Source organism: Planococcus rifietoensis, assembly GCF_001465795.2.
In the GTDB taxonomy this organism is placed as follows: domain Bacteria; phylum Bacillota; class Bacilli; order Bacillales_A; family Planococcaceae; genus Planococcus; species Planococcus rifietoensis.
Genome location: NZ_CP013659.2, coordinates 3,442,372 through 3,466,710 on the forward strand (window position 1 = coordinate 3,442,372; position 24,339 = coordinate 3,466,710).

Consider the following 24,339-nt stretch of genomic DNA (forward strand, 5'->3'; position numbering starts at 1 on the left):
AGCGAGCTAATCCTGATACTGCCACCAACATTTTCGACTAAAGCACAAATGTGCCAGACACTACATCACAGGAGGCGATTCCCCCGCTAGCCGGCAACTGACTAAAGAAGCAGACCTAGTTGAACGCACCTTAGGCAATGAAATCACTCAGCCGCCGAGCGACAAGGGTGAGCCGACGCAGTAAGACAAGTGTCCTTCTTGGCTTGCTGCCAAAGGCCAACCCAAAGCACGGCGGCGACTACTCAGGCGAAACTCAAACAAAGGCAAAAACAATTCGACAAGTAAACTCTCACTAGCTTCTAGCTTCTTATACATTTCTTCCGGGAAGCGATTCCCCAACTAGCTACAGAAGCCGGACTGACTAAACATTCTTCACTCAATGAAATCACTCAGCCGCCGAGCGTAAAGGGGTGAGCCGATGCCGTAAGCCAAGTGTCCTTCTTGGCTTACGGCTAAAGGCCAACCCAAAGTCCGGCGGCGACTACTCAGACGAAACTCAAACAGAAGCAAAAACAATTCAACATCTAAACTCCCACTATCTTTTCCAATCATGTCCCGGGAAGCGATTCCCCTACTAACCTGAAGCTCCGATAGAACATCAAACACATTTCCACAAGTTAACCCTCGCTATCTTCACTAAGCTTCTTCAATACGCACAAGCTCAGCACGCACGATGTGGAAGAGGTTCAAGACAAGCGTCTTGCCCGCTGTATCTTCAACCGGAAGCAGGCTGACGGCAATGCCGATGAAATGGTCTTCCAGTGCGCCTTCAATGCGGATGCCTTCCAGCATGTCGCCATTGGTCAGCAGGATGTTGTAGATGTAGTATTTCTTTTTCACGACGGCTCCTCCTTTCCTTATCCAATTCAATGAAAAGGGCCTTTGAAAGTGGGCAGGGCGACGGATTTCCTTTACACTGATTATAATGCAAAACGCAACGGCATAGATAGGATGAGGAATTGTGAGAAACGAAATGACGGTAACAGTGAAAGATGTTTTGAGAAATGAATTGGCGAAAGGGTCTCCGCTCATCACAAAATACGGATTGATGAGTGAAATCGATGCACCGGAAGGCACATTGCTGCGCCTCGTTGATAAAGATGGGGAATATTTGGGCACAGGTTATTACGGCGAACAGAACAAAGGCGCTGGCTGGATCTTGACGAGAAACCAAGACGAGGCAGTCGGCCAAGCCTTTATCGAACGCAAGCTGGAATTGGCGTTCAGCCGCCGCGAGAAATTCTTCAACAATCCGGAGACGACCGCTTTCCGTGTCTTCAACGGCGAAGGCGATGGTTTCGGCGGGTTGACGATCGATTATTATGCCGGATTCTACCTGCTGTCCTGGTATAGCGAAGGCGTCTATTCGTTCCGCGAAGACGTCGTGGCAGCTTTGGAGAATGTAGTGGAATGCATCGGAATCTATGAGAAAAAACGGTTTGATACGAAAGGCCAGTATATCGAAGACGATGATTTCGTATCGGGCGAGCGTGGGGAATTCCCATTGATCGTCCAAGAAAATGGCATGAATTTTGCGGTGTATTTGAACGACGGCGCAATGACCGGCATCTTCCTCGACCAGCGCGATGTGCGCCAGGCGATCCGCACGAAATACGCAGACGGCAAAACGGTGCTCAATACCTTTTCTTACACAGGGGCCTTTTCAGTAGCGGCGGCGCTTGGCGGAGCGGACAAGACGACGAGCGTGGATCTCGCGAAGCGCAGCTCGGCGAAAACGATCGAGCAGTTCAGCATCAACGGCATTGATTTTGACGAGCAGGACATTCTGGTGATGGATGTCTTCAATTATTTCAAATACGCGAAGCGCAAAAACCTAAACTTTGATATGGTCGTCCTCGATCCCCCAAGTTTTGCGCGCTCGAAAAAGCACGTTTTCAGTGCGGCGAAAGATTACACTAATTTGATGAAAGAAACGATCGATATTACGGCGCCGGAAGGCTTGATCGTCGCTTCGACCAACAGCGCTTCATTCAATATGAAGAAGTTCACCCAAATGATCGATAAAGCTTTTAAAGATAAAAACCAGAAATACAAAGTGGTGGAGACTTATAGCCTGCCGGTCGATTTCCATGTCGACAGAAGATTCCCGGAAGGCGATTATTTGAAAGTGCTTTTCCTCCGTTTACTGTAAGGCGGGCTCATAAGCAGAAACAAAGAGCGCAGATGGGCATTCAAAGGCGAATGTGCAACTGCGCTTTTTGTGCATTTTATTGCTGGATCAGATTGGTTTATAATGGAAAAAAAGAACGTGATTACTTAATTTGGAGGCGGCATAATGGCAAAAGCAATATCCTCATCTTCGCTCGCAGGGAACCCGGTTTATCCGGTGATGTTCGCGATCGGCGGTGTCCATTTACTGAATGATTCCTTGCAGGCAGTGATTCCAGCAATGTTCCCGATTTTAGAGAAGGACCTGGGCTTGTCCTTCACACAGCTCGGGCTGATCGCTTTTGCGCTCAATATGGTGGCGTCTGTCTTGCAGCCAGTCATCGGGTTTGCAAGCGATAAAAAGCCGATGCCTTATGCATTGCCGCTTGGTATGGTGTTCTCGTTCATTGGGATCGCAGGCTTGGCGTTTGCGCCCGAGTATTGGCTCATCTTATTGTCGGTCATTTTTCTCGGTTTCGGTTCTGCGGTCTTTCATCCGGAAGGTTCGCGCGTGTCGTATATGGCAGCGGGATCAAGACGCGGCTTGTCGCAATCGATTTACCAAGTCGGGGGCAATTCTGGGCAAGCGCTGGCGCCTTTGATCAGTGCCTTTATCCTGGTGCCGCTTGGGCAACGGGGAGCGGCCTTGTTTCTTTTTGTCGCAGCACTCGGCATTTTCGTATTATCCAAAATTTCCGCCTGGTACAAGGCACAGTTAGAGCGCGATAAGCTGGAGAAAGTGAAAAAAACGGTGCTGTCTTCTTTGCCGCCTTTGACGAAAAAGCAGGTGGGCACTGCTTTGACTTTGCTGTTGTTGATCATTTTCGCGCGCACTTTTTACATAACGACGATCACCAGTTTTTATATTTTCCATTTAATGGATAATTATGGTGTGACGATTCAGCAAGGGCAAATGTTCATCTTCCTATTTCTCGGAATCGGGGCGTTCGGGACCTTTTTCGGCGGCCCACTTGCAGACCGCATCGGCCGCAAGCGCGTCATTGTGCTGTCGTTGCTCGTACCGATTCCGTTGGCGCTGGTGCTGCCGTATGTGGCCTTGCCGATTGTCGCTGTCATTCTTGCCGTATTGGGCTTTTTCCTTATGTTGAGCTTTTCTGTCATGGTCGTCTACGCCCAGGAACTCGTACCGAGCAGAATCGGCACGATGTCCGGGCTGACAGTCGGCTTGGCATTTGGCATGGGGGCCATTGGAGCGGTCGCGATCGGTGTGTTGATGGATTCGATCGGCGTTTATGAAACGATGGTCATTATTTCCGTGCTGCCGATACTCGGGCTGGTTGGCCTCGCTTTGCCGAAAGACCGGAAAATTGCTGCCGCGTAAATGGCTTGGCCGGATAGATAGGAGATGGAGTTATGGAATCAATTCAGAAAAAACAAAGCATCAAGCCGTTTTTCACACTGTTAACGTCGATTAAAATCCCGAAATGGGCGCTCGTTTTTGGGCTGGCGACCAGTTTAGTCACGACCATCGTCGGCTTGCTTGTCCCGTTGCTGACGAGAGAGTTAGTGGACGGGTTTTCAGTGGAGGCATTGAGCGGAGGATTGATTGCCGCGCTTGCCGCTGCTTTTATCGTGCAGGCGGTCATTAACGGCGTATCGATTTATTTATTGAGCATGGTCGGGCAGCGGATTGTGGCTGGGCTGCGCGAGCGCATGTGGCTTCATTTGCTACGTTTGCGTGTTGGCTATTTCGACCAGCACGCAAGCGGGCAAACGGTGAGCCGTGTCGTCAACGATACCGGCATCGTCAGGAATCTCATCACCGATCATTTCCCGAATTTCGTGACCGGCATCATTACGATCATCGGGGCGGTCGCGATCCTTCTGGTGCTGGACTGGAAAATGACTTTGATCATGATGCTCGCAGTGCCGTTGACAATTGCCATCATGATTCCTTTAGGACGCAAGATGGCGAAGATTTCCCGCAGCTTGCAGGATGAAACCGCCGTATTCACGGGCGACGTCCAGCAGACGCTCGGGGAAATCCGCTTGATGAAATCATCGACAGCGGAACGAGTGGAAGAACAGCGCGGGTTGTCGGGCGTCCAGAAATTATACGGGCTCGGCATGAGAGAAGCGAAAGTCTATGCTTTGATCGGCCCGCTGATGTACTTGGTTGTTATGGTCGTTATCGTGATGATCATCGGCTACGGCGGTATCCGTGTATCGGAAGGGTCGATGTCGACCGGATCCTTAGTCGCTTTTCTTCTGTATTTGTTCCAGATTGTTGTGCCGCTCGCTACGTTTGCGCGGTTCTTTACAGAGTTGCAAAAAGCCAGAGGGGCGACAGAACGCATTATCGATATTTTGGAACTGCCACGTGAAGAACAACATCGCGGCATCGAACTGGACATCACCGGCAAAACACTGCGCCTTGAAGACGTCAGTTTTGCATACGAAAACGGCGAGCCAGTGTTGCAGGGCGTGTCGTTTGAAGCGCGGCCTGGCCAGAAGATTGCGTTTGCTGGGCCGAGCGGTGGAGGCAAGACCACCATTTTCGGATTGATTGAGCGCTTTTACGAACCGACCGCCGGCACCATTACAATCGGTGATGTGCCGATTGGGGATGTGGCGATCGCTTCTTGGCGCGACCAGATCGGCTATGTATCACAGGAAAGTGCCATGATGGGCGGGACGATCCGTGCCAATCTGACTTATGGCTTGCCGGATGCGGACAGTTATGCAGATGAAGAGTTGTGGCGCGTCTCCCGCATGGCGTACGCTGAGGAATTCATCGCTTCGTTTCCGGACGGATTGGATACACAAGTCGGGGAGCGCGGCGTCAAATTGTCCGGTGGGCAAAGACAGCGCATTGCCATCGCCCGCGCATTTTTGCGCGATCCAAAATTATTGATGATGGACGAGGCGACAGCGAGCCTCGACAGCCAGTCGGAAGGCATCGTCGGCCAGGCGCTTGGCCGCTTAATGGAAGGGCGCACGACATTGGTCATCGCCCATCGGTTGTCGACAATCGTCGATGCCGATCAGATTGTCTTTATCGAAGGTGGTCGGGTCACCGGCATCGGGAACCACCGAGAACTGACCGGGAAGCATGCACTATACCGCGAATTCGCCGAGCAGCAATTAACCTAATGTTTTTTCTTGAGATTGACGCAACGTCAAGGTTTATGATGAAGTCATCAGGAGGTGGCGGTATGTATACCGTGCAGAAATTGGCAACGCTTGCCGGCGTGAGTGCGCGGACTTTGCGCTATTACGATTCGATCGGCTTATTGACGCCGCAAAAAAACGACTCCGGCTACCGGGTGTACGGAAGTGCAGAAATTGATCGTCTCCAGCTCATCTTATTTTACCGAGAGCTCGGTTTTGGGCTTCATGATATCGCGAAGCTGTTGGACGAGCCGGGTTTTGATGAAACCGAAGCATTGATCGGGCAGCGGGAACAATTGATGCGGGAACGCAGCCGCCTGGACCTTTTGATTACAAATGTGGAGAAAACGATTTCCACAAAACAAGGGGAGAGTCGAATGGCAGATCATGAAAAGTTCGAAGGATTCAAGAAGCAGCTGGTTGAGGGCAATGAAGCGGCTTACGGGAAAGAAATCCGCGAGAAATACGGCGACGCGGAAGTCGACCGTTCAAACGCCAAAATGCTCGGCATGGGCCAGGAACAATATGAAGCATTCAAACGCCTTGAGCAAGAGATACTGAAAAAGTTGGAGCATGCACTGAAAGAAGGCGAACCAGCGGGAACCGCGGGACAGGAAATTGCCGATTTACACCGACAGTGGCTGGGGTTTACATGGGGCAGCTATGAACCGAAAGCTCACGCTGGACTGGCGGAAATGTATGTCGCGGATGAACGCTTCGCAGCCTATTATGAAAAAGCCGGCGAAGGGGCAGCGAAATATTTGCGGGATGCGATCATTGCCTATACAGATCAGCAAGATGAATAAAAATGGGCCCGCTTGCTTGCGGGCTTTTTTTGGTTTCAATCGGCAAGGCGCGGGAATGGAAGTAAACAATAATAAGAGAAGATGGGGGTGGGGAAGATGCTGACAGTGATGAGCTTTAATATTGCATCAGGCAAGCGGATCGACGGAAAGCTGGATCTTGAACTAACGGCTCAGGCGATTGAACAAGGACAAGTGGATGTCGCTGGATTGCAGGAAGTGGACCGAAACTTTTCTTCCCGCAGCCGTTTTTGGGACCAGGCCAAATGGCTTTCCAACCGGCTTGGCATGCACATGGCGTACGGGCCGAATTTGGTTGACAGGGGAGCCGGAGGTGCACGGCCGAAGCGTGAATACGGCAACGCCATTTTGAGCCGCTATCCGATCCTGTCATTCCGCAACCATGATTTGAGCGCAGTCGAAGTCCATCCCGAAGAGTTCGAGCCGCGCGGGATGCTCGAAGCGATTATTGAAATGGAGGGGTTCCGGTTTTCTTTCTATAACACGCATCTATCGCTTATTGATGAGGAAGTGGACCGCAACTTGACGGAAATCATCGCCATCACTACCGATAATCCGCTGGCGCAAGTGCTGGTGGGGGATTTCAATGCTGCGCCATCCACCAAACATATCCAGCGATTTTCCAAGCATTTTTATAACGGGTTCGGTTCGGGACCTTATCCCGATACGTATAAAAAACAAGGCGACCACGGCCAAAAAATCGATTATATTTTCCACGATGCCCATTTTCAAGCATTGGAAGCGTGGACCATCGATACCGATGCATCGGATCATGTTCCAATTGTGGCAAAAATCAGAAATTTACAAAACTCTAACAATTTTTAACCTGTTTTTAACTTACAAAAGCGCCATCCTTGCTATAATGAAGGGGACAATTGCAGCTGCCACTGATTCGTTTCAACCAGAAAAGGAGATGGTCTCATGCACGGCGATGCCAGCAGGACACCAACAGTGAAAGTGATGTCGTTCAATATTGCCCATGGAATGGGCATGGATGGCGAAGTGGATTTAGAAAGAACCGCACAAGTGATTGAAGCATCGGGAGCTACCGTAGTGGCACTTCAGGAAGTCGACCGTTATTTTTCAGCCCGTAGTTTTTATATGGATCAGGTCGAATGGCTTTCTGAACGGCTCGGAATGTACGCCGCGTATGGCGCCAACCTGAACCAGGCACCGGATGATCCCGAACGCCCGAACCGCCAGTACGGCAATGCAACGTTAAGCCTTTATCCAATCAAGTACGCAGAAAACCATTTTTTGACGCAAGTCGTAACAGACATCTACAATAATGAGCAGCGAGGCGTTCTCGAGACAGTAATTGAAGTCGGAGGCACTTACCTCAAAGTGTTGAATGCCCATTTAGCGTTGAAAGATGAAGAGCTTGAAATGAGCATTGCGGAAATATTGGAGATTGCCGGCAAGAGCCATTTCCCGAAAATCATCGCGGGTGATTTCAATGCACCGCCGACCCATCGTCATTTGGCGCATCTTCACCAGACCATGACAGATGTCTTCTTGAAAGCAAAGCGCGGCGATGCCTACACGTATCCATCTCCTTATGAAAATCATGAAACTGGCGAATCGTTCAAGCCGATGACGCGCATCGATTATATTTTTGCCGACCGCGGCTTTGACGTACGAGATGCAGAAAAAATCGAAACGGCTGTATCGGATCATTTGCCGATCACCGCAGAGCTCGTTTGGACACAGAAACACGACTCGGCTGCGATCATCGTACCTGCAGCCCAACCAGCCAAACAAAAAATTTAAACACAAAAGCCGCCGGCAATGTTTAACTGCCGGCGGCTTTTTTATGCATGGATCGATTACGCGAAGCTTTTTTGAGTGGCTGTCTTGGAGCGGCGCGCGAGTTTGACGAGCAAGTAGACAAGCGGCGTGTCCGCTGCTGCAACGACCCATTTGAACAAATACTGCGTCAAAATCATGGCAGCCAACGCCGACAGCGGCATCGTCCCATAAAAAGCGATCGTGATGAAAATCGTCGTATCCACCAATTGGCTAACCATCGTCGAGGCATTATTGCGCAGCCACAATTTCGACTCGCCGTTACGTGCTTTTAATTTATGGAAAATCGTGACGTCCAGGTTTTGGCTGATGAAATAAGACACCAAACTCGCAAGCGTTACCCGGAAGCCGGCCGAGAAGATCGATTCAAACGCTGCCTGGTCCGCAAAAAATGGCGCAGAGGGCAAATGAATGGCCGCAAAGATGAATGCCAGCGCTGCGAGTTGTGTGATAAACCCAGCCATGACCGTCTGGCGCGCGGCTTCTTTGCCGTACACTTCCGCAATCGTGTCGGTGATTGGGAACGTGAAGACATAGACGATGACTGCAGCCGGCAGTACGGCCCATTCGCTGATGGAAAATAGTTTTACGGCCAAGATATTCGACAGGATGAGCAAACCGACAAAAGCGCCGTTCAAATAAAGTAGCATGGACGGTTCTCCTTATCGGTTGGTGATCGTTTCCGGATTCATGTCGTGGTTCATCATCCGGTACGTCGCCATTTCTTCGTATTTCGTGCCTGGCTTGCCATAGTTCGTATACGGGTCGATCGACAAACCGCCGCGCGGAGTGAATTTGCCCCATACTTCGATATAGCGCGGGTCGAGCAGTTCGATCAAGTCATTCATGATGATGTTGACGACATCTTCATGGAAATCGCCATGGTTGCGGAAGCTGAATAAATACAGCTTCAAGGCTTTGCTTTCGACGAGTTTCTTGTCGGGAATGAAGCTCAAGTAAATTGTCGCGAAATCGGGCTGGCCGGTTTGCGGGCACAGCGAGGTGAATTCCGGGCAATTGAATTTAACGAAGTAATCGCGCGTGTGGAGATTGTCGATCGCTTCTAGAATGCCTGGGTCGTATTCGAATTTGTAGCGCGTGTTCTGGTTGCCGAGCAAAGACAAATGCTCGAGTGTTTCTTCATTTCTTCCTGCCATGTGAGTGGCCTCCTTATATTCGGCCGGCTGGGGGAGAGCTATAAAAAATTCGGACAAACGAAAAGCCGAATCGCATGTGGATTCGGCTTGATTTCAAAATCCATAGTTTTTTATAGAGGGTGGAATGCTATGAACCTCTCCCGTTGCCGGGTTATTTAATTTCCTGCCTTATCGTATAAGATAGGGGCGGTTCTGTCAATTGTTGGTTTGTTATGGCTTAGAGTCTGCAATTTGCGGGTCATACGTTTTGATGCATGATAAAGAGTGAGTAGAAAAGCTTCCGCTTCTCGACTTCGTTTCAGGGGGGCTGCTTTCCGAGGGGCGGGTGTTGAGCCAATGTACGGCAAAGAGCGCCGTACATTTGTCTCGCCAGCCCGCGCGGTCCCTCAGGAGTCAGCCCCCCTTCCACTCCGTCTTTAGTTTTAGAGTGGAAGAGCATTTCTTCATTCTACTTGATAAAAGATGTGAAAATGTGTCGGGCTTTATAGCTCAAGTCATCTTGATTAATAAAGATGTAATTGTAAATTCTATTCCGATTATAAACTTTCTATTCAAGCATCTTAAACCTAGACGCCACATCCCAGGAAGCGATTCCCCCACTAGCCGGCAACCGATTATAGAAGCAGAGCTATCTAATCATGCTCCACACATTGAAATCTCTAAGCCGCCAAGCGCCACGGGTGAGCCGACGCCGTAAGACAGGCGTCCTTCCTGGCTTATGGCAAGAGGCCAATCCAAAGCAGGGCGGCGACTACTAAACTGAAGCACAAATAGAATTACGGAACAATGAGACAAGCAACCCCTCGCTATCTTCTCACACGCTCGATCTGGGAAGCGATTCCCCCGCTAGCCGGCAACTTTATATAGAAGCAGATCAATTTAATCATGCTCGATACATTGAAATCTTTAAGCCGCCCAGCGCCACGGGTGAGCCGACGCAGTAAGACAAGTGTTCTTCTTGGCTTACTGCCAAAGGCCAACCCAAAGCAGGGCGGCGAATACCAACATGAAGCTCAACTAATGAACAGGAATGATTCCACAAGCAAACCCTAACTATCTTCTTTTCCAGCAAATAAAAAAAGCTAGAGACAGAATCTCTAGCCTTTCATTATTAATGGAATGGGCACCCTGATTGAACAGTTGTGTTCTTCTGTTCGTGATAGAACACATTGTCTGGGCGGTTTTTCAGTTTTTGCACGTCTTTTAAGATTAAGCGGCTTTTTGGCATAGTTGGCATGCGGGACATGTCGTAGGACAAGTCTTGTTCAGGCACGCTGTATTTCAAGTTCTCCGCAAAATATTTGAAGATTGATTGCATATACATGACCGTCATCCATTCGCCTGCGCAGCGGTGTCCGGTATGGTGGTCGCCGCCTCCTTGCGGAATGAAAGAAAATGGGCTGCCGTTCCATGTGCTGAAACGTTCTGGGATGAATTCATCAGCGTTGTCCCAAGAATCCGGGTGATGGTTCGTGCCATAAAGGTCCAGAATGACGCGCATGTCTTTTTTGAAGTGAACGCCGTTCCAGTTGAAATCTTTTTTGGAGATCGCTGCCATGACCGGTGCGAACGGATAATAACGGCGCACTTCCTGGGCGAAATTGTGGCTGTAATTGTTTTCGTCTGCTTGGAGTTTGCCACGCGTGACTGGGTTTTCGTGCATCGCCATGACGCCGAAGACGATAAAGTAAGCTGTAGCAATCATCGGGCGGTAGGCGTTATTCAAGTCGACAGCTGCCGTCTCGAGGTCGAGCAGCTTGCCGTTCGGTGTCCGGTGGTGGGCGACTATATACGCTGCCGTATAGGCCGGCGGATTGTATTCGCCTTTGCGGATTTGCTTGATGATTTTTTTCAGCCAGTCTTCGTGCGCATTGCGCGCTTTCATGCCTTCAAGGTAGCGTCCTTCAGTAAGGCCGAATGAATCGACCATCGTCACGAGTTCCCATGTGCGCTGCTTGACTTCGCTTTCTTTCATCGGCAAACCAGCCCAGTGGATCATGGAGCGCGTGAAGATTTCTTCGATTTCATCCAATAGGACAACTTCGTCCATCTGCTCCCATTGTTCGGCCTTTGTTTCAAGTTCTTGGATTACCATGCGTTTGGCATCTTCTAAACGTTCAGGTGTCATCATCGACAGGAACATGCGCTTTTGTTGGTGATGGTCTTCGCCGTCGCGGCCGTGGACCGCACCTCGCCCGAATAGCGTTTGCTCAAGCGGAAGCGGCGCTGCGCCGCTGCGCTTGAAATAATCATTATTGTAGAACAGTTCAGCCGCTTCTTCGCCGGCCATGCACACTACCTTTTTCCCGAGCAGGCGGGTTTCAAAAATATCCGAACCCAGCTCTTTGCGGCGGCCAGGCAGGAAATCAAATCCTTCTCCGAGAAGGGATAGGGTATTGTCCAATTCTTTTGCTTTCGGGATCGGGTGCTTCACTTTCATGTAACGTCAGCTCCTTCAGTATGTTCAATGCAGGCACTTAACCTGTTTAAGTTGAAAAGTCATTGTAGGAAACCATACCCTTTTGGCGCTTCGGTAAACGCTTCCCGGATTTCTGGATGGCGCGTATCAAAAAACTGGAGTAGGCGTTTTTTCATGGTACACTTAAAGCAAAAGATAGGCTGAAAGGAGCGGCAAGGATGACAAATGGATTCGGCGGCTTATCCCGCCAGGCACTCGATTGGGTCGAGTCGAAATGGCAAGGCGCTGTGCTAGAAGAAGCTGTTCCCTTAGAAGGCGGGACTTCTTCACTGCTTTACGAAATTCGCGCAAGCAAAGACGGAGAGCAGCAGAGTGTCGTTTTGCGGCTTCACCATAAAGGGGAGTGGCTAGACCAGGAACCGGACTTGGCGAGGCATGAAGCGATGAGCCTGGAGCTTGCAGAAAAATCGGGCATTGCCGCTCCGCGTATTTTGGCGTTTGACGAAAGCGGTGAAGCGTGCGGCATGCCGGCTGTACTGATGACGAAAGTTCCGGGAGCGGTCATCTTGCCTCCTGCGTACGATGCGGCTTGGCTTGACGGGCTTGCTGGAACACTCGCGGAAATACACCGCCACAAAGCAGAAGGCTTTCCTTATGAATATTTTGCCTATAACGATGCTAGACGCCTCGAGCGGCCGAAATGGTCGCGCGTGGAAGGCGATTGGATGCGCGCATTCTATATTGTGGCTGCAGGCGGGCCACCGGTTGAATATTGCTTGATTCATCGCGATTATCACCCGGGAAATATTCTATGGGAAGAGGGGCGTGTCAGCAGCGTCGTCGATTGGGTGAATACATGCCGGGGGCCTGCGGGTGTCGATGTTGGGCATTGCCGTGTCAACTTAGCGCAGCTTTACGGCACACGCATCGCCAACGAATTTTTGGATGCTTACGAACGCCATGCCGGTGAATCGTTTGTGTACGATCCATATTGGGATTTGCTGTCACTGATCGATACCTTGGATGGCAAGCCGGCAGTCTACCCTGGATGGAAGACGTTTGGCATGGCCGGTTTATCCGATGAATTGGTCCGTTACCGCTTGGATGAGTATTTGATGAGCTTGATGGACCGCTTCGATGATTTCTAAGCTATGCCCCTGAGGTTTGATTTCTCCGAGAAAGGCAATATATATAGCACAAGCGAGTATTTGGAGGAGGAGTCATAATGACGGACGAACAGCAAAAGAACTTGAAGCAAGAACTCGAAGCGCAATTGAAATCGCTCGAGGAACGGATGGAACAAACAGAGGAATTCGAAACTAGCGAACTATCCAATTACGATAATCACCCGGGCGATAACGCCACTGATCTGTATGACCAGGAACGCGGGATGGCGATGGAGCAGTTCAAGGAAGAAGAGCATGAAGACGTGCTCGCGGCGTTGAAAGCCATTGAAGACGGAACTTACGGCACATGTGCAGTGTGCGGCAAAGACATTCCGTATGAGCGGTTGGAAGCCATGCCGACCGCACTGACTTGCATCGACCACGCCGACCACAGCTTGGATTTGGAAAGCCGCCCATCAGAAGAAGATGTCATCGGCTCGTCGACAGACCGCCCGGCCAAAACGGAAGATAGCCGAATCCGCGATTACGACAACAGCTTTGAAGATGTCGAGAATTTCGGTTCCTCGGATGGCCCTCAAGACCAACCAGGGGAAGACCAGGAAGATTTCTACAAGGACGACGAGGCAGAGGAAGACGAACAATTTAAATAAGCTGGTCCCGGCGCTCGCCGGGGCTTTTTTTAATACAGATAGATGGAAGGGGGATTCGAATGGAAAGCTTGCATAAACAATTTCTAGATTTAGAGAACAGCCATTTGGCGCCGGCTGCCAGGGAGTCGAACCGCAACATGGCAGAAATATTGGATGACGAGTTTTTTGAATTCGGCATCTCCGGCGGGATTTGCCAGCGTTCCGATTTTAACGGAGACTATGCTTTGCAAGAAGATGACTATCACATTTCCCGCTTTGAAGCAAAATCTCTGGGGCCGGAGTCGGTTCTGACAATATATGTCTTGGAGAACCGGACAACAGGGGTATGGAGCCACCGCAGTTCAATATGGAAAAAACGCGCGGACGGTTGGAAGCTATTCTTCCACCAAGGAACGAAGACAGATGGTTTCAAGAAATGGGAATAGGGAAAACGAAAGACAGGCATTAGTTTAAAGGAGGATCATCTATGGAGCATGCGATTGTGTTATTCGATGGAGATTGCAATTTCTGCGATTCCAGCGTTCAGTTCATCATCAATCATGACCCGGCAGGTTATTTTCAATTCGCTTCCCTGCAAAGCGAGATCGGACAGGAGCTTTCCAAAAAGCACAATGTGCCCGACGACGTCGACAGCCTGGTGTTGATTGAAGGCGGCGAAGCGTATGTGAAGTCAGAAGGTGCGCTCAAGATTTCACATCATTTGACGGGGCTTTGGAAATTGGCGTATCACCTACAGCCATTCCCGCGTGTACTTCGTGACGGCGCATACGACGTCATCGCAAAAAACCGCTATAAAGTATTCGGCAAGCTCGACAGCTGCATGCTGCCGCCTCCGCATATCCGCAAGCGTTTTTTGGATCAGTTTTAAATATAAAAAAGGGCGGTTCCAGTTTTTCTGGAACCGCCCTTTTTTTTATGGAACTGTTTTGCTCTTGTTCATTACAGGAAGTTCGAGAAGCGCCAATAATGGGCTGCGATTGGATCGGCCATCCAGGCAAGCCCTTCGCTTTCGGTCTGGTGAAGCGGCTGCCATGCCCCGTCGTCCTCGAGTTTCAAGTAAATCTCGTGATTCGGCGACTGGTCATGGACGCCGATAAAATCATATACGCCGTTCCGGTAAAATGTCGCCGATAGTTCGTAATCGATATTCGGCGATGTCGTCAACGGATTTCCGACGCTGTGGGTGATCAGGATTTCGGTTTTCAGAGGCGTTTCTTCCGTTATTTTGGCACTGACGCCTTCACTCGAAGCGACATCCGCTTTACGGAATTTCCGGCGCCAATTATAGGCGATGCTGGTACCGATATCTTTGTCGAAATCGAACGTGCTCTGTTGTTCCACTAGATTGACAATGGAATTGGTGAGCGAGCGGTAATGCTTGGAGTCTGGATCGAATGTGCGATTATCCCCTTGGAAATAGGGGTTCGGCGATGTCAGGTTTGGATTTTTCAAGACATCATCGGGCAAGAAGGTCAGGTAGCGCAGATGCCATTTCAGCGCCGGCGGCTTGCCCTCGCCTTCCTTGAGCAATTGGTTGAGCGGGGCGATCTTTTTCGACAGCCAGAATTTTTCTACCGCTGCTTGTTCTTGCGACGAACCTAAGTTCAAGGCTCCGAATATATTAGCGGCGAACGATTTGATCTTGCGCAATGGGCTTTCGGTCCGTTCGACTGGGCGCCTTGCACGCACCCAATAGACCACTTCACGGTCTTCCGGCACATCTCGGTCTGTGAATTGGGTCTTGGCGATTTTCGCTACTTGCTCGCCGTCGCGGTAGATGTCGTATTCGTCGATGCCGTCGATTGCGCCCCAAGCAAGTGAGATCCGGTTGTGTGAAACGATGGTCGACAAGACGATTTGCTCCAATTGATTGATGCAATCAGGGTCGCGCTTTTCGGTGCCGGTCAAAAGTTTCAAGGCCGGTACCCAGCTGCCTTGCGGGGTTTGGCGTTCAATCGTGTAACAGAACAATTCACCGGCGCTTAAGCCTTCCTCGTGAAATGATGCTTGGGTGCCTGTATAGACGATCTCTCCGTCTTTTTTTATCCGTGAAACTTCATCTGTCGGGGTCCAGCTGAAAGAAATCATGCTATCGGTTTGTTCCAATAATTCAATGTCCCATTCTTTGTTCATGGATGAGCCTCCTTTCGCTTGTGCTAAGGTATACCCGATATTTGGAAATAATGAACATGCTAAAAAAACTGTTTTTGTTACACAATTTAAACATTTCAGATATTAAAGAGCGCTATAATGAAGGAAGATAAAAGTATTGGCGTCATTTTCGGTTCAAGCATAAGTGGGAAAGGGGAGATGGCTGAATGGTGAGAGGAAATCTGGAGAAAATAAGGGATTTCAGTGATTTCGATGAAGCGGCTTCATATATTCTCCAAATTCTCAGCAAGCAAGCAGGCATGAACAGCTTCTATATCGCAAAGCAGGAGGGCGGCGTCCAAAAGATCGTCAAGGTACATAATACGAAGCACCATTTAATTGAAGAAGGCGAAGCATCCCCGCTGCCATGCATGTTGTCGGCTTTGAGCGTCGAGCATGGCGCACAGGCATTGATCATTGAACATATCGGAGAGCATGAATTGACACGATCTCTAGGAATTGCGGATGGATTCGAAGCAGGTTGTTTTATCGGCGTGCCAATTTTTTATGAGGACGGCTCAAGCTATGGCACCGTTTGCGGTCTCGACGATGGCCCATGCGAGCTGTCGGCGGATTTGCCGTTCATTTTTGAAACCCTCGCTACTTTATTGACGTACGTCTTGGAACTGGAACGGGCATACGGGGAAATTGAATCGCTGGCTGCGCCGATGGTCCCCATTGTCGGGAAAGTGGCAATTTTGCCGATCATCGGCGAAGTCAGGGCATTGAGGGCACAGGCGATCATCGACCATGCCATGCACGGTTGTGCAGAGAAAGGCATCGAAGTACTGGTGATCGATGTATCCGGTGTATCGCAGATCAACTCACAAGTCGGTGAATATTTATTGAAACTCGTGAAGGTGTTGGGCTTGATCGGCGTCCAGCCGGTCGTGACAGGCATCCAGCCTTTTATGGCGTTGAAAGTCCCCCATTTCGCCGAGGCCTTGAAAGGAACGATGATCGAAGCGAATCTTGAGACGGCGCTCAAGCGGCTCGGGTTTAGCTTCGAAAAAAATTGAAATGCTCTATTTTGCCGATGCCGCCTATCTTCCGGCCATAAAAAGGCCATTTCCTTTAAATCAGGAAATGGCCTTTTGTTAGTCTTCTTTATCGAAAAAAACATGTTTGAGCTCCCAAGTATCACTGATTTCAAGCAGCCCAAATGAGTATTGCGGTTCACGGCGTTTATCGGTCGGTGAGCCGGGGTTGAATAAAGTCAGGCCGTCCGTTTCACGCATGAGCGGCTGATGGGAATGGCCAAAAACAATGATGTCGACGTTTTCGCCTTCAAAACTATCAAGAGCCCGCTGTTCGGTCGTTTTGCGTATGCCATCTCCGTGGACAACGCCGATTTTCAAGTCGCCGAATGTGAAAATCTTTTTCCGCCCGAAACGGTCTACGATGTCCCAAGGGTCAACATTGCCGGCCACGCCATCCGTTTCAGCATAAGCTGATAATTCATGGTAGACATCAAGTATTTGCCAGTCGCCGGCATGGATGATGAAGTCGGCTCCATCACAGGCGTCGACAAGCGGTTGAGGGAGTTTTTTTCCGCGGTTCGGAATATGCGTATCAGATACGATGACTATTTTCTTCATCAAATCGCCTCCAGGATCATTTTGTTTCACTTTACCAAACTCTGGGGCATACGTCTAAAACCTTCAGAGGTTAAGGCAATTGAAAAAGGGGAAGACACTTAGAAAGAACAAGTTGGAGGGATCGTTATGGGCATCGATATGAAAAAATTCATCGCATCTGGCGCGGCACTCGGCGCAGGATTGGTCTTGCTAAAAGCTTATAATGGCAGAAAGCGCAATGTGTGGGTATACGAAGACAGCGATATGCACAATAGCTACGAAATCGACCATGAGGAAAGCGTTAATGCTCCTTACGACCATGCAGAACAAGGATTGACCCAATTGGATTCTGCGTATCGTTCGGAATGGCAGGCAAATGCATTCCCGCAAACAAAAAAACAATTGGAAGAACTGGAATCCTGATTGAACAAATGACGAAGAAAGCGGCAGCAACCAACCACTGAAGGAGGCAATTATGATGGCTGAACGGAAAGTCATTTGTTATATCGCGCAAAGTTTGGACGGTTATATCGCTGATCCCGAAGAGACGTTGGACTGGCTATTGGATGTGGAAATGGATGGAGATGCGGGGTATGGGCAATTCATCGAAACGGTCGATACCATTCTGCTCGGCAGGCGCACCTATGAATGGGTGGTCTCACATGAAAGTGGGGAATTTCCTTACGTCGATCAGCGCTCCTATGTATTCACCAGCCATCCGAAAGAAAACGAGGGCCAGATCACCTTTACTTCGGAAGACCCAGCTAGCATCGTGAAAAAATTGAAGCAGCAACCCGGCGGAACCATCTGGCCAGTCGGCGGCAGCTTGCTGCTGGAGCGCCTGTTGCAAGAAGACCTGGTCGATGAATTCATCATTTCCATTGCACCAGTAACACTTGGCGACGGTATCCCCTTATTTCAAAAAGCACAGCGCCAACTTGGTTTCACTTTGGAAAATGTGGGGAAAGACGGTCAAGTTGCGCAATTGCATTACTCGAGACGAAGAAAGTGAATCGATGGAAAGTGTGGAAAGGCGGGCGTATAGCTCGCCTTTTTTTCATTTCCCCGATTGTGCAAGTGCGTTTTTGTAGGTCTAAAGAATGCACTGGACATAGAAAGGCCTAGCGAGTTGATAGAAAAATTCGAAAACAAAGTAACTCCGTCATGTTGTTTTTGATATATGCCAAAGATATACTTTAAAAAGGAATCAATTGTCGATTCTTGTCAAAAAGGAAAAGGAGAGGAAGCATGAAAACAATTAAAGTGCTCTTATTCAGTTTAGCAACGATTTTCTTTCTAACATTTTCATATTCAGCAGTTTCCGCCCATGCGCCTGATCTACACGAAGGCGTTTCCGGAAGCGAAGTTACAGAACTACAAGCGAAGCTTCAAAAACTCGGTTATTTCCACCTCGCACCGACTGGCTATTATGGCTCGATCACAAAAGATGCCGTAGTGCAGTTCCAACGTGATTTCGGCGTAAAAGCGACTGGCTTTACCGGCCCGTTGACACGCGAAAAGATGAAGCAAGTCGACATGATGGCACGCACTGTCCACGGCGAAGCCCGCGGTGAAATATTCGAAGGAAAAGTCGCGGTAGCGGCAGTCATTATGAACCGTGTGCAATCCCGCGTGTTCCCGAGCAGTACATATGGCGTCATTTTCCAGCGCAACGCTTTCACAGCAGTGAATGACGGGCAATACTGGCTGACGCCAAACGCTTCCGCTTACCGTGCTGTACGGGAAGCGGCGAAAGGCTGGGATCCATCTTCCGGCGCGACATATTATTACAACCCGGTCACGGCAACTGACCAGTGGATCTTTACTCGTTCGACCATCAAGAAAATCGGCAAGCATGTCTTTGCCAGATAATAAGAAAAGCCTCCGGAAATTCCGGAGGCTTTTTGTTATCCTTTGACGGCGCCGGCTGTGATGCCTGCGACGAAGTAGCGTTGCAAGAAGACGTAGGCCACGACCATCGGCGCTGAGGCGATGATGACGCCTGTGAACAGCATCGGATAATTGGTGGAATATTGCCCTTGGAACTCAAGAAGTGCGAGTGGCAAGGTTTTGTAGGCATTGTCTGTGATGAATAGGAGCGGGTACAAAAGGTCGTTCCAGTGCATGACGAACAGGAAAATCGCGGTAGCCGAGAGGGAAGGCAAGGATAGTGGAATCGCCACTTTCGTGAACATCTTCCAATTGCCGGCCCCGTCGATTGTCGATGCTTCAAACAATTCTTTCGGCAAAGTTTTCATAAAGCCGGTCAGGATGAAAACAGCAATCGGCAAGGTCGAGGAAATGTTGACGAGAATCAGCCCAAGAAGGCTATTCGTCAGCCCCAAATCCAGCATGAGCGAATACAGCGGCACCATGATAACTTGTGCGGGTACCATCATGCCAAGCGTGAATACGGCGAACAGCACATTGCCGATCCAGTTATTCATGCGCGTAATGCCAAATGCAACCATCGCGGCGAGCAGCAAAGTGAACGACACCGAGAACAAGGTGACGATGGTGCTATTGAGAAAATAGCCCGCCATCGTTTGTTCCTGGAATATCGCGACATAATTATCGAATTTAAAGCCGCCGTCTGGCAAGCCGAGCGGGTCGCGGAATGTTTCCTGAAGTGTTTTGACGGACGTCAACAGGACGACCACTAACGGAATCAGGATCAGCAGCGCATAGATGAGCAGTGAGAATTTCCTGAACAGCAAAGTTGCCGCCCCCTTTCTAGTAAGATACGCGGTCTGAGCGCAAGGCCTTGAATTGCAGATACGTAATCAATGCGATGATGACCATGAAAATGATGGAAATCGCAGAAGCGTAGCCGAATTGATAGCTCTTGAACGCGACATCGTAAATATACGTGGCGATGATTTCAGTAGAGTTGTTCGGCCCGCCGCCGGTCATGGCAAACACCAAATCAAAGGCTTTGAACGACTGGATGGTCGTATAGGCGACGACGATGGTGGCGGAAGGTGCAAGAAGCGGCCAAGTGACGCTTTTGAACGTCTGCCACTTGCTGGCGCCTTCGATTTTTGCCACTTCATACAGTTCTTCTGGAATGGCTTGAAGCCCCGCGACAAAGATGATTAGCATCTGTCCCGCATGGAACCACACTTGGGTGATAGCCAGCGAGTAAATCGCGATATTGGCATTGCCGAGCCAGTTTTGCGCAAGGAAATCAAGGCCGATGAGCTCGAGCACTTGATTCAGGATGCCCATCGATGGGTCGTAAATGAACGCCCAGATGAACGCGACCGAGACCGAAGAAAGAATGGTCGGGAAAAAGTAAAGCGCCCGCAGGAACACATTCGTTTTCGTGTTTTTGATGACGATCAGCGCAAAAGCAAGCGCGACCAGCGTCTGGAACACGACGACCGTCAGCATGAACTTCAAGTTATTGCCGATCGTTTTCTGGAAAATGGAATCCCCCGTAAATGCGCGGGTGTAATTGTCGATGCCGACAAACTGGAAGGCAGTGCTTAAACCATCCCAGTCGGTAAAGGAATAGAAAAGGGCGCTGATGGTTGGATATAGAAAGAACAAGCTGTATAAGACAAGCCCCGGAAGAAAGAACAGGTAGATGGATTTGGAGATTCTCATGGACTGGTTATTCCCTGTTTTCTTCTACGATTTGCTGGGCTGCTTCAGCCGCCGCCATTGGATCTTCGCCCCCAAGCACGTTTTCAATTGAGCTGAGGACCGCGTCTTCAATTTGGGCGTTGGTGATCAAAAAGCGCGGCTGGAAGCGCGTATTGCGCTCGTCGATCCAATACGAAGTGTTCTGCAGGGCTTCGGACTCGTATTCGACGTCGTTGACAGTCAAATGCTGTCCGGTTTCATTGGCGTATTTGGAAGCCACTTCCGGCTGGCTCAAATAGTCGATGAACGCTTTCGCCTGGTCTTTCTTATCAGAATTGCTGTTGACGGCCAGCATGAAAGTGGCAGTGTTGATGCCTTCATAAGTGGCTTCGCTTTCTTCCACTGTAATCGGCGCGAGCAAGTCGAGCTCAAGGTCCGGGTTCAAGTCGAGCAAGGAATTCATGTGGTAGGAACCAGTCGCAAGCATGGCCGCTTCCTCGTTTGCTACCATCGCCATGGCGGAATCTTGATTGGTGCCGAGGGCATCGTCCTGGATATAGCCTTTATCCGCGAGAAGTTTAAAGTCTTCCAGCGTCTTGACCCACCATTCATTCGTCAAGGATTCGTCGCCGTTCTGAAGTTTTTCGAAAATATCTTCGTCGGGCGCATTGTTCATCATCATGCTGTTCATGAATTGGTTCGGCCCGATATCAGCGCCTGGGAACGCGATTGGCGTGATGTCGTTTTCGAGCAAGGTATCAGCCATCTCCTGGAATTCCGTCCAGCTTTTCGGCACTTCTAGGCCAAGTTCGTCAAACATGCCTTTGTTATAGACGGGCATATTGAATACCAATTGATAAGGCAACGCATACTGCGTGTCGTCTTTTTGACCCACAGCGATCAGGCTTTCGTCAAAATTCGAGACGAATTCTTCTCCGCTCAAGTCTTCAAAAAAGCCGGCGCTTTGGATCGATTCAAATTGCGCGCCCGGGAAAGAAGTGAAAACGTCTCCTGTCGAACCTTCCTGCAGCATGCGCTGTGCCGTCGCCTGGTATTGGTCGGACGGATAGATGTTCTGCTCTACGCGAATATCAGGGTTCGCTTCTTCGAAATCGGCAATGATTTCATCAAGCACGGCTTTGTCTTCTCCGCGCCAGTGCATAAAGCTGATTTGTGTCGCGTCGCCGCTCTCAGAAGAAGAGTCCTCGCCTCCGCTTTCGCCTGCACAAGCGCCGAGTATAAGCCCAAGTCCTACTGTTCCTGTTGCCAGCCAAAGTCTGTTTTTCATTTTCTGATACCCCCTTCGATTTTAGAAACATTCTTCTACTATATTTATAACCCAAATCTTCTTATAAATACAGAATTATCTAAATTAAGCGTTTGCTTTCAGTTGACAGACGGCTCTGAATTCCATAAGATGGTCACAAGCTTTTAAATGCGCGGCAACTTTACAGGACTGCGGATACAAAGCGCCACATGAAAAAACGTTGAATAAGAAAAGTAGCGCATGGATAGCTTCTGACAGAGAGCCGGGGAACAGCTGGAAACCGGTGTTGCACATGCGTGAATGGACTTATGAGTGGCCATCTGAAAAGAAGGCCCGTCTGCCCCGCGTTATTGGGGTTCAAGTGGAAGCTGAGAGCTTCAAGATGAGGTGGCACCGCGGTCGATCCGTCCTCTGTACGAAATGATCTTATTTCGTGCAGGGGGCTTTTTTTATTGAACCGGCGGTGCCCAAAAGAAAGAGGAGTTGAGCCGAGATGAGAAGAGATGTACAGATCAAGAAAGTAGAAGGAGATAGCTTGACGCCGATCATGGTGTTCCATCGTTTGCAAGGGCCTTACAAATGCCTGCTCGAAAGCTCGCTGAAAACGAGCGCAAGCGGCCGGTATTCATTTATTGCGGCAGATCCGTCAAAAGCATTTATCGGATTGAAGGACCAGTTGGAAGTGATCGATTATCGGAGCGGCGAGCGTTCAACAGAACAAGGGCGCCCGCTCGAGCGGATCAAGGAATTGATGCCGAAAGACGATCGTGATATAGAAGGCTTGCCATTTACCGGTGGGGCGATCGGTTATATCGGCTATGACGCCATCGCTGCGTATGAGCCGGTCGAGAGCGCCCGTAAAGACAGCCTGAACATGCCGGACATCCATTTGCAGCTATATGAAACGATTGTCGTGTTCGACCATGTCCGCCATGATGTAACGGTCATTTCATTTGAAGGGCGCGCAGATGAAATTGCAGAGCAGCTTGAGCAGGCAGCGGAGAAAGAACCGGGCGACCAGCCGGAAACATTAAGTTTCCATTCTGAAACGACGGCTGAACGGTTCCGCGAACAAGTCGAACTGGCCAAACAGGAAATCCGTAAAGGAGAAGTGTTCCAGTTGGTATTGTCGCAGCGTTTGTCTGCGGATTACCGGGGCGATGCTTTCACCTTATATCGGAAACTGCGCAAGCAAAATCCGTCGCCTTACCAGTTTTATATCGATTTCGGTGACTATGCCGTCGTCGGCGCTTCGCCTGAGAGCCTATTGACGATCCGCGGCGGGGAGATGGTCACCAATCCCATCGCCGGCACGAGAAAGCGCGGCAAGACCGAAGCGGAGGATACAGCGCTTGAGAACGAATTGTTAGGGGATGAAAAAGAGCGGGCAGAGCATCAAATGCTCGTCGACCTCAGCCGCAATGACGTCGGCCGCGTCGCAAAAGTCGGCACGGTCGCGATCCCGAAATACATGGTCATCGAGAAGTACCAGCACGTCATGCACATTGTGTCGGAAGTGACCGGTGAATTAGAAGGTGCGATGCATCCACTAGATGCGCTCGTTTCCTGCCTGCCGGCTGGTACCGTATCGGGTGCGCCGAAAGTGCGTGCGCTGCAGCTCATCCAGCAGTTCGAAGAAGAGCGGCGCGGCGTCTATGGCGGCGCTGTCGGTTACCTCGGTTTCAATGGCAATCTCGATGTGGCGCTCGCCATCCGAACATTCGTGGTCAAAGACGGCGCTGTCCACGTCCAAGCGGGAGCGGGCATCGTCTTCGATTCCGAACCGCAAGCCGAATACGAGGAAACGCTCCATAAAGCGCGTTCGTTGACGGAGGTGTTCGGATGATTCTGTTAATCGATCATTACGATTCATTCACATATAATATCTATCAAGCAGTCGCAGCTCTCGGTGAAGAGGTGGAAGTTGTGCGTTACGGCCAATTGAGCCTCGACGAAATCCGCAACAAAGAAGCACAGGCGATCATCCTGTCCCCAGGCCCGGGCCATCCGAGAGATGTACCCGAATCGATCGAGTTGATCCGTGCGCTCCACCGCGATGTGCCGATCCTTGGCATCTGCCTCGGTCAACAATTGCTCGGAGAAGCATTCGGGGGACGCGTGACCGAGGCGCCGGTCATCCGCCACGGGAAAGTTTCCGAGCTGTCCCATAGCGGAACGGATTTGTTCGCAGGAATGCAAGAGCGCGTCCCAGTCATGCGCTATCATTCGCTGGCCATCGAAAAAGCATCGATGCCTGATTGCTTTGACGTGCAGGCGGAAGCGTTGGATGACGGCACCGTCATGGCAATCAAGCTTAAAGGGCATCCGGTCTACGGGCTGCAGTTCCATCCGGAATCGATCGGGACGCCGGAAGGCACCGATATGATGGCGAGGTTCGTGGAACTTGCGCGCGAAAGCCGGCTCCACATGCAGCAAGCCGATCTTGATTAAAGATAGACACAGAAAAAGCTG

Annotated in this window: 25 protein-coding genes, 1 riboswitch and 1 other annotated feature; of the genes, 16 read left to right on the forward strand and 9 right to left on the reverse strand. The window is 50.1% G+C overall.

All coding sequences use genetic code 11. The annotated features are described in order from the left end of the window. Window positions 1–636: 636 nt before the first annotated feature. Complete coding sequence (locus tag AUC31_RS17205; RefSeq protein ID WP_058382041.1) at window positions 637–840, reverse strand: hypothetical protein; 204 nt, start codon at window positions 838–840, stop codon at window positions 637–639. Window positions 841–961: 121 nt separating this feature from the next. Between AUC31_RS17205 and AUC31_RS17210 the strand changes: the two genes are divergently transcribed. From AUC31_RS17210 to AUC31_RS17235, 6 genes are all read left to right on the forward strand, one after another. Then, window positions 962–2,152 carry a class I SAM-dependent rRNA methyltransferase gene (locus AUC31_RS17210; protein ID WP_058382040.1) on the forward strand — a complete coding sequence of 397 codons (1,191 nt, stop codon included), beginning with the start codon at window positions 962–964 and terminating at the stop codon, window positions 2,150–2,152. 144 nt (window positions 2,153–2,296) lie between these two features. Continuing rightward, window positions 2,297–3,511 carry an MFS transporter gene (locus AUC31_RS17215; RefSeq protein WP_174520010.1) on the forward strand — a complete coding sequence of 405 codons (1,215 nt, stop codon included), beginning with the start codon at window positions 2,297–2,299 and terminating at the stop codon, window positions 3,509–3,511. 32 nt (window positions 3,512–3,543) lie between these two features. Next, the gene (locus AUC31_RS17220; protein ID WP_058382039.1) at window positions 3,544–5,283 is read left to right on the forward strand and encodes an ABC transporter ATP-binding protein; all 1,740 of its coding nucleotides are present in this window, start codon (window positions 3,544–3,546) and stop codon (window positions 5,281–5,283) included. A 62-nt stretch (window positions 5,284–5,345) separates the two neighbouring features. Beyond that, window positions 5,346–6,107 (forward strand): MerR family transcriptional regulator, encoded by a 762-nt coding sequence (locus AUC31_RS17225; RefSeq protein WP_058382038.1) that lies wholly within the window; start codon window positions 5,346–5,348, stop codon window positions 6,105–6,107. A gap of 96 nt (window positions 6,108–6,203) precedes the next feature. Next, a complete protein-coding gene (locus tag AUC31_RS17230) occupies window positions 6,204–6,950 on the forward strand; it encodes an endonuclease/exonuclease/phosphatase family protein (protein ID WP_058382037.1) in 747 nt (248 codons plus the stop codon). Window positions 6,951–7,046: 96 nt separating this feature from the next. Further along, window positions 7,047–7,895 carry an endonuclease/exonuclease/phosphatase family protein gene (locus AUC31_RS17235; RefSeq protein ID WP_083509214.1) on the forward strand — a complete coding sequence of 283 codons (849 nt, stop codon included), beginning with the start codon at window positions 7,047–7,049 and terminating at the stop codon, window positions 7,893–7,895. A 56-nt stretch (window positions 7,896–7,951) separates the two neighbouring features. Here the strand turns inward: AUC31_RS17235 and AUC31_RS17240 are convergent, their stop codons facing one another. The 3 genes from AUC31_RS17240 to AUC31_RS17250 all read right to left on the reverse strand — a co-directional run bounded on the left by AUC31_RS17240 (window position 7,952) and on the right by AUC31_RS17250 (window position 11,528). After that, complete coding sequence (locus tag AUC31_RS17240) at window positions 7,952–8,581, reverse strand: queuosine precursor transporter (RefSeq protein WP_058382036.1); 630 nt, start codon at window positions 8,579–8,581, stop codon at window positions 7,952–7,954. A gap of 12 nt (window positions 8,582–8,593) precedes the next feature. Beyond that, window positions 8,594–9,088, reverse strand: coding sequence for a preQ(1) synthase (gene queF, locus AUC31_RS17245; RefSeq protein ID WP_058382035.1), 495 nt, complete (start codon window positions 9,086–9,088; stop codon window positions 8,594–8,596). A 96-nt stretch (window positions 9,089–9,184) separates the two neighbouring features. Further along, a riboswitch (PreQ1 riboswitch) is annotated at window positions 9,185–9,232 on the reverse strand. A 967-nt stretch (window positions 9,233–10,199) separates the two neighbouring features. Continuing rightward, a complete protein-coding gene (locus AUC31_RS17250) occupies window positions 10,200–11,528 on the reverse strand; it encodes a cytochrome P450 (protein ID WP_058382034.1) in 1,329 nt (442 codons plus the stop codon). A gap of 197 nt (window positions 11,529–11,725) precedes the next feature. On the opposite strand from AUC31_RS17250, the gene AUC31_RS17255 reads away from it, so the two are divergent. The 4 genes from AUC31_RS17255 (at window position 11,726) to AUC31_RS17270 (ending at window position 14,152) form a co-directional block, all read left to right on the forward strand. Beyond that, a complete protein-coding gene (locus AUC31_RS17255; protein ID WP_058382033.1) occupies window positions 11,726–12,655 on the forward strand; it encodes a phosphotransferase family protein in 930 nt (309 codons plus the stop codon). Between the two features lie 77 nt (window positions 12,656–12,732). Then, entirely contained in the window at window positions 12,733–13,284 is a 552-nt protein-coding gene (locus tag AUC31_RS17260) for a TraR/DksA C4-type zinc finger protein (protein ID WP_058382032.1), read from the forward strand. Between the two features lie 59 nt (window positions 13,285–13,343). After that, entirely contained in the window at window positions 13,344–13,709 is a 366-nt protein-coding gene (locus AUC31_RS17265; protein ID WP_058382031.1) for a nuclear transport factor 2 family protein, read from the forward strand. 41 nt (window positions 13,710–13,750) lie between these two features. After that, a complete protein-coding gene (locus tag AUC31_RS17270) occupies window positions 13,751–14,152 on the forward strand; it encodes a thiol-disulfide oxidoreductase DCC family protein (RefSeq protein ID WP_058382030.1) in 402 nt (133 codons plus the stop codon). A 71-nt stretch (window positions 14,153–14,223) separates the two neighbouring features. Here the strand turns inward: AUC31_RS17270 and AUC31_RS17275 are convergent, their stop codons facing one another. Then, entirely contained in the window at window positions 14,224–15,417 is a 1,194-nt protein-coding gene (locus tag AUC31_RS17275) for a hypothetical protein (protein WP_058382029.1), read from the reverse strand. Between the two features lie 185 nt (window positions 15,418–15,602). Here AUC31_RS17275 and AUC31_RS17280 point away from each other — a divergent pair, with 185 nt between their 5' ends. Next, window positions 15,603–16,454: an STAS domain-containing protein gene (locus tag AUC31_RS17280; RefSeq protein WP_058382028.1), complete on the forward strand. Its 852-nt coding sequence runs from the start codon at window positions 15,603–15,605 to the stop codon at window positions 16,452–16,454. 78 nt (window positions 16,455–16,532) lie between these two features. Here AUC31_RS17280 and AUC31_RS17285 read toward each other — a convergent pair whose 3' ends face one another. After that, window positions 16,533–17,033, reverse strand: coding sequence for a metallophosphoesterase family protein (locus AUC31_RS17285; RefSeq protein WP_058382027.1), 501 nt, complete (start codon window positions 17,031–17,033; stop codon window positions 16,533–16,535). A 126-nt stretch (window positions 17,034–17,159) separates the two neighbouring features. On the opposite strand from AUC31_RS17285, the gene AUC31_RS17290 reads away from it, so the two are divergent. From AUC31_RS17290 to AUC31_RS17300, 3 genes are all read left to right on the forward strand, one after another. Further along, window positions 17,160–17,435: a hypothetical protein gene (locus AUC31_RS17290; RefSeq protein ID WP_237150666.1), complete on the forward strand. Its 276-nt coding sequence runs from the start codon at window positions 17,160–17,162 to the stop codon at window positions 17,433–17,435. Between the two features lie 55 nt (window positions 17,436–17,490). Next, window positions 17,491–18,024, forward strand: coding sequence for a dihydrofolate reductase family protein (locus tag AUC31_RS17295; RefSeq protein WP_237150668.1), 534 nt, complete (start codon window positions 17,491–17,493; stop codon window positions 18,022–18,024). 236 nt (window positions 18,025–18,260) lie between these two features. After that, a complete protein-coding gene (locus tag AUC31_RS17300; protein WP_058382025.1) occupies window positions 18,261–18,884 on the forward strand; it encodes a cell wall hydrolase in 624 nt (207 codons plus the stop codon). Window positions 18,885–18,919: 35 nt separating this feature from the next. Here the strand turns inward: AUC31_RS17300 and AUC31_RS17305 are convergent, their stop codons facing one another. The 3 genes from AUC31_RS17305 to AUC31_RS17315 are packed head-to-tail and all read right to left on the reverse strand — an operon-like array spanning window position 18,920 to window position 21,888. Beyond that, entirely contained in the window at window positions 18,920–19,729 is an 810-nt protein-coding gene (locus AUC31_RS17305; protein WP_058382024.1) for a carbohydrate ABC transporter permease, read from the reverse strand. A 16-nt stretch (window positions 19,730–19,745) separates the two neighbouring features. Next, complete coding sequence (locus AUC31_RS17310) at window positions 19,746–20,621, reverse strand: carbohydrate ABC transporter permease (protein WP_058382023.1); 876 nt, start codon at window positions 20,619–20,621, stop codon at window positions 19,746–19,748. Window positions 20,622–20,628: 7 nt separating this feature from the next. Next, window positions 20,629–21,888 carry an ABC transporter substrate-binding protein gene (locus tag AUC31_RS17315; RefSeq protein WP_058382022.1) on the reverse strand — a complete coding sequence of 420 codons (1,260 nt, stop codon included), beginning with the start codon at window positions 21,886–21,888 and terminating at the stop codon, window positions 20,629–20,631. A 190-nt stretch (window positions 21,889–22,078) separates the two neighbouring features. Next, window positions 22,079–22,282 (forward strand) — a binding site (T-box leader). 78 nt (window positions 22,283–22,360) lie between these two features. Between AUC31_RS17315 and trpE the strand changes: the two genes are divergently transcribed. After that, on the forward strand, window positions 22,361–23,713 hold the full coding sequence (gene trpE / locus AUC31_RS17320; RefSeq protein WP_058382021.1) for an anthranilate synthase component I: 1,353 nt from the start codon (window positions 22,361–22,363) through the stop codon (window positions 23,711–23,713). Beyond that, window positions 23,710–24,318 (forward strand): anthranilate synthase component II, encoded by a 609-nt coding sequence (locus AUC31_RS17325; protein ID WP_058382020.1) that lies wholly within the window; start codon window positions 23,710–23,712, stop codon window positions 24,316–24,318. The genes trpE and AUC31_RS17325 overlap by 4 nt, the downstream gene beginning before the upstream one ends. The last annotated feature ends 21 nt before the right edge of the window (window positions 24,319–24,339 follow it).